The 5,093-nt window shown below is 50.1% G+C and carries 3 protein-coding genes; all 3 read right to left on the bottom strand.

The genetic code is table 11. The features are described 5' to 3' along the window. Positions 1-2,379: AAA family ATPase (locus tag BACCOPRO_RS06790; protein ID WP_008142144.1), on the bottom strand; the 2,379-nt coding region annotated here is incomplete at its 3' end. 27 nt (positions 2,380-2,406) lie between these two features. Then, positions 2,407-3,621, bottom strand: a complete 1,215-nt coding sequence (locus BACCOPRO_RS06795) for an exonuclease SbcCD subunit D (protein WP_008142145.1) — start codon at positions 3,619-3,621, stop codon at positions 2,407-2,409. Continuing rightward, positions 3,618-5,093: B12-binding domain-containing radical SAM protein (locus BACCOPRO_RS06800; protein WP_008142146.1), on the bottom strand; the 1,476-nt coding region annotated here is incomplete at its 5' end. The genes BACCOPRO_RS06800 and BACCOPRO_RS06795, both read right to left, overlap by 4 nt.

Raw genomic sequence — 5,093 nt, forward strand, 5'->3', positions numbered from 1 at the left:
GAGCGGACAGGACAGCTTCCAGTCTTTTTGTTCCAATTCGATCCGGCTGGTCACTGCTTTCAGCTGTTCCTGTGCCTGCCGGTAGCCAGTAGTCTCATCTTTCAGTTTGCGGATCAGCGAATCTGGATCCTGCTTCCAGCTTTCGTTCCAGTCGTTCCATTTCATCTTTTCCGTAATCCGCAGGTGAAGGGTCCGGATGTTGTTCTTTTCATTTTCTATCCAGGATGTTCCGGTCTGGATCTGATTCTTCCGGTCGTTCAGTTCTTTTTCAGCCTGGATAAAGGCACGCTGGGCTTCATTGCCCAACTCCTGCATCTGGTCCTTTTGTTTCTGTAACTGTTGTATATTCTGTAAAAGATTATCTGCTTTCTCCAGTTGCAGGGATAGACTTTTTATTTCCTGATCTGCATCTTCCGTTGTCTGGCGGATCAGAGCCTGTGTGGCTTCAATGCCGGGTTGAGGCCGGATGCCTAGGAACGTACAGAGGTCTTGAACCTGACGGCGGGTTATCTGATATCCTTGTTTGAAATTTTCTGTATTCTTATGGCTTGCCTGCTGTTGCTCGGTAAGTTGTTTTTGCAGGCTGAGATTGGCTTTCAACGATTGTCCGGCTTCGTCATAATTCTTTTGTCTGAACTTCAGCTCCTCATAGATTGGCAGCAGAAGGGACTGAAAAGCTTCATCATGGGGAATGTCAGTTATCTTTTGTCCGCAGACAGGGCAGTGGTCACCTGCGACCAGGCGTGCACGGGCTTCCCGGGCCCAGTTCTCGGTAGCTTCTTTTTGCTTTCGGTATAGCGCATCCGTTTCTTCATAGCGCTGTTTGGCCTGGTTGAAAGTGGTCTGAAGATTTTCCTGTTCCTGTTGTACTGTGATCAGTTGGTTGAAAATTTTTTGTTCGGTTTCCTGTAAGGTATTCAGGCTTATCTGTTTTTCCCGGAGCAGAGTCAGTTCGTTGAGTAAAGAGACCAGTCCTTCTTTTCTTTTCTCTAAATCTGATTTCTGTGACTGCAGTCTGGGGGTATTGAATGCTTCCCAGCTTTTAGTCTGTTGGTCTATCTCTTTCTGGAGAGCAGCACTTGCCTGATTCTTTTCTTGTAAATTCTTTTCTTTGCTTAGCAGGCTCTTTTCCAGCTGCGGAATGGCTGCTGTCCATGTTATTACTCGCTGGCGATATTCCTGTTCTTTCCGTTCGGCTTCCATCAGGTTTTTCAGGTCGGCCAATATACCCTGACTTTCTTCAAACATCGGAGCATATTCTGCTTTTTCTTTCAGGAAACCGCTTGTCTGTTGTTGTTTTTCCTGTAAGTCATTGAGCTGTTCCCGCAGGCCGACAAGTCCCTGGCATAGGATATGATACTGTGCTTCCATCCGGGAAGTTTCTTTCTCAAGTTCCATCTGCTGTGTTGTCAGATGATTGAAAGTCTGAAGCTGATTGCGGGCTTCCGCAGAGAGATTCCAGTCACGCAGTGTCTGCTCCCGTTGCCGGTATTCATCTGTTTTGAGGGCGGCCAGACTGGTTTCCCATTCCTGCTGCCGTTGTTGCCGGGCCTCTTTCAGCTCTTTATTCCGTTGCAGCCAGTTGCGTTTCTGAGTAACTGTATCCAGCTGTTTTTTACAATCCGTGGCTTCTTGCAGATTTTGCCGGATGGAAGTCCGGAGGGTTTCTTTTTCTTCTTCCGTCAGTAAGCGGATGCCGTTCAGTTTTTGTTTCTGGGTTTCGTAAGCCAGACGTCTCTGTTTGCTGGCCGCATAGATTTCAGCACCGATACGGGAATAGATGCCGGTGCCTGTCAGTTTCTCCAGAATATCCGATTTCTCACTTTCCTTACTTTGGAGAAATTTGGTAAAATCTCCCTGAGCGAGCAGAGTGGTGCGGCAGAACTGTTCAAAGCTCAGTCCTACGGCTTTCTGTATTTCAGCTTTGATTTCTGCTATCTTGGTAAGCTGGATACCGGTCTTTCGGTTTTCCAGGGTCCATTTGACGCTTTGCAGTGAACCGCTGACTTTCCGATGGGCACGGGCTACATACCAGCGGGCTGTGTAGGGGATATCGTTTGATCCTGTAAACTCCAGCTCTGACCAGGCCTCACCTGTATTTCTTCGCATCAGCTGGCGGTTGTCATTGATGGCAATATCTTCTTTCCTGCCGGAAGCTGTTTGTGCTGCGTCTTTATAACGCTCATTTTCGGCCCGGTCCATACGTGGCGTCTCGTTGTAGAGAGCCAGACAGATCGAATCGAGAATGGTCGTTTTTCCGGCTCCGGTTTCTCCGCAGATGAGGAACAGGGATTCTTCTCCCAGTGGTCCGTGCTCAAAATCAATGACAGCATCTTCAATGGATGCGAGGTTCCGGATGGTCAGTTTCTGTAGTTTCATGGTGGTATGGTTTAAAATGAACAGGGATCAGATATCTTTTGCATGGACCTGAGCGATGACTTCCTGCATCAGTGTACAGAGTTCTTCGTCCATTTCTTCTCCTTCTGCTTCGCGATAATAGCGTCTGGCTATATCCAGCGGGGACATCTCTTTTACTTCCTGAATGGTAAGGGCAGTTTCGGGTGTAGCCTGTTCCTGTTGTTCCCGGGTGCATTTGATGTAACAGAACCGGCAGGCTTTCCCCCGGGTTGCGGCAGAAGCTTTTTCGTTGCAGTCAGGAGCCAGATAGTCCCGGATCAGCACATTCAGGCGGATATAGGTCTGTTCGTGGTCAGGATAGGCCTCCAATGCTTTCAGAGCCTCATCGAAAGGAACCGGAGTGGCAGGAAGAGTCAGCAGGGGCCATGGGTTCCGGATACTTCGGGTTGTGATTTCAGGCTGTTCTCCCTGATGCCGGATTTGTACGATGGTGACTGAATGCGGATAAGTCTCATCAAAGCTGACAGGTAACGGTGTACCGCAATAGCGGGCATGATTCTCGGATCCTTTCAGGGTCTGGGGGCAATGGATGTGTCCCAAAGCAAGGTAATCGTATCCTTTTCCGAGTGTGGAAAGAGAAATGAATTCCATTCCTCCGGCTGAATCATCCTGGCCGGTGCGGTCACTGCCTTCTACTGAAAGATGTGCCATGAGGACAACAGGAAGCTGCTGGGTATTTTGTTTTCCGGTTTCATCCAGCAATGCCTGAAAGAATCTGGATTGCCGTTCTTCCCGGGGCGTGTCGTCACTCAGTATGGGAAAGTTTTGCGGATAGACATGGGGCATAGCTGCTACATATCCGACAGGATTCCCGTCCTGACCGGGAATTGCGATGATTTGTTTTTCCCAATTCACGGCAGAGCCGCAACGTTCAATATGGCCGATAACCTTTACCCGGAAATGATCCCACAGATTACTGTCTATTTCCAGTTTGGAACTGCTGTCGTGGTTTCCCGCCGTAACGACAATGGTCATTGACGGGCAGGCCTGATGAATACGTAGCAGTCCGTCGGTGTACATTTTCTGTGTAGCAGCAGATGGAGTAGAGTAGTGATAGATATCTCCGCTTACCACCATGACATCCGGTTGTTCCTCCTGTACAATTCCGGTCAGCTGGTTGAGGAAGCAGATCTGTTCCTCGCTGCGATCGTAGTTGTAGAGAGCGTGTCCCAGATGCCAGTCGCTTGTGTGAAGTATTTTCATGGAGCAGTTGCTTTAAAAACAGGTTTGCTTGCCTGATTCTCCGTTTCGAATCCGTACCAATATGTGATCCCGCTGTTTTCGCCGGGCAGCAGGCAGAGCCGGAGTCCTTCATGATACGTTCCGAAGCAGACGGTCCATTGCTCAGGAGGGGTTACATGTTTGGTCCGTACACGTTCAGCCGGTTGTTTCTTCAATGACATTCCGGCTTCGATCCATGCCCGGCTGACCGCACAGGTATAGTCCGGATAATGCTTTTGGCAGAATTCATAAAGAATGATACCCCGTCGTTCCAGTCCCAGGGGCTGGTCGATGACCCGAAGCTCAATCAGGTAATCCAGCATTTTATGCAGGAAATCTTCATGGTCCACAATGAGCTGTCGGGTGATGCCTTGCCAGGCCGGTGTGTTATAGAATCCGTCCAGCAGGCGGGATAACTGTCGGGCTGTCTGGAGTTCGTCGGCTGTGATTTCCCGGGTTTCCAGTACTTCGTACGGAGGCATCGGGGAGTATCGGATACCGAGTTCTTCGGCTCTTCGGCGCATTTCTGTTCCCGGGAGGAGTTTCAGAGACTCCAGCTGAATTTCTCCGGCCGGATAACCGGCCAGGGTGCGTACATCCTCAAAGATCTCTTCCAGCCGGTAAAGCGGAAGTCCGGCAATCAGGTCAGCATGGGTTTCCATATTGGGAAGGCTGCACAGGAAGCGGAGTCCGCTCAGGGCATCTTTCAGTTTCCCCATACGCTTGCTGACAGCAAGTACCGGTTCGCGCAGACTTTGTATACCGGCTTCCAGATGGAGTAATCCCTCCGGCATCTTTGCAAGCGCCGTTTTCAGTTCCTCTGTCAGCAGAGCGGGATGGATCTCCAGATGGAACCGTATATCAGGAAACTCACAGAAAATATTGAGTAAAGCCTGGGCGTGCCGGTTGTTGTAATTGAAGGTGCGGTCCAGAACCCGGATGTTCCGGATGCCATGATCATGGATGGTCTGAATCCGTTCCCGGATTGTTTCTACGGGCAGACTGCGTACCGGTTTTTCTCCGCCGCTTACGCAGAAGGCACAGGTGTTGAAACAGCCACGGGTTGTCTCCAGTTGTACGAAAGGTTTGCTCCAGTTGAACAGCTTGCTGCACTCGGGTGGGGTAAGTGACTGGAAGTTTGCGACACGTGCCAGACCGTTGTCGTGATAGTTCCCGTCTTTATCCAGATAGCACAGTCCGGTGATCTCTTCCCATGCATCCGGCTTATTCCAGACGCGGAGCCACTGGGGAACGACTTCTTCACCTTCGCCCCGGAACACGCAACTGACAAATGGGTTGCGCCGGAGGAAAGCTGCATTGTCACCCAGAAATTCAGGTCCTCCTAAAGTGATGCAGCAATGCGGCAACAGTGCTTTGACGCGTGAGAGTACGTGCATCAGTACCTCATGGTTGAACAACCAGCAGGTAGCTGCTACAATATCAGGATGATGACG

It is taken from the genome of Phocaeicola coprophilus DSM 18228 = JCM 13818, from assembly GCF_000157915.1.
In the GTDB taxonomy this organism is placed as follows: domain Bacteria; phylum Bacteroidota; class Bacteroidia; order Bacteroidales; family Bacteroidaceae; genus Phocaeicola; species Phocaeicola coprophilus.

Coding starts and splice junctions, on each gene's coding strand:
- BACCOPRO_RS06795 (WP_008142145.1), bottom strand. CDS start 3,621: ATGAAAATACTTCACACAAGCGACTGGCATCTGGGACACGCTCTCTAC.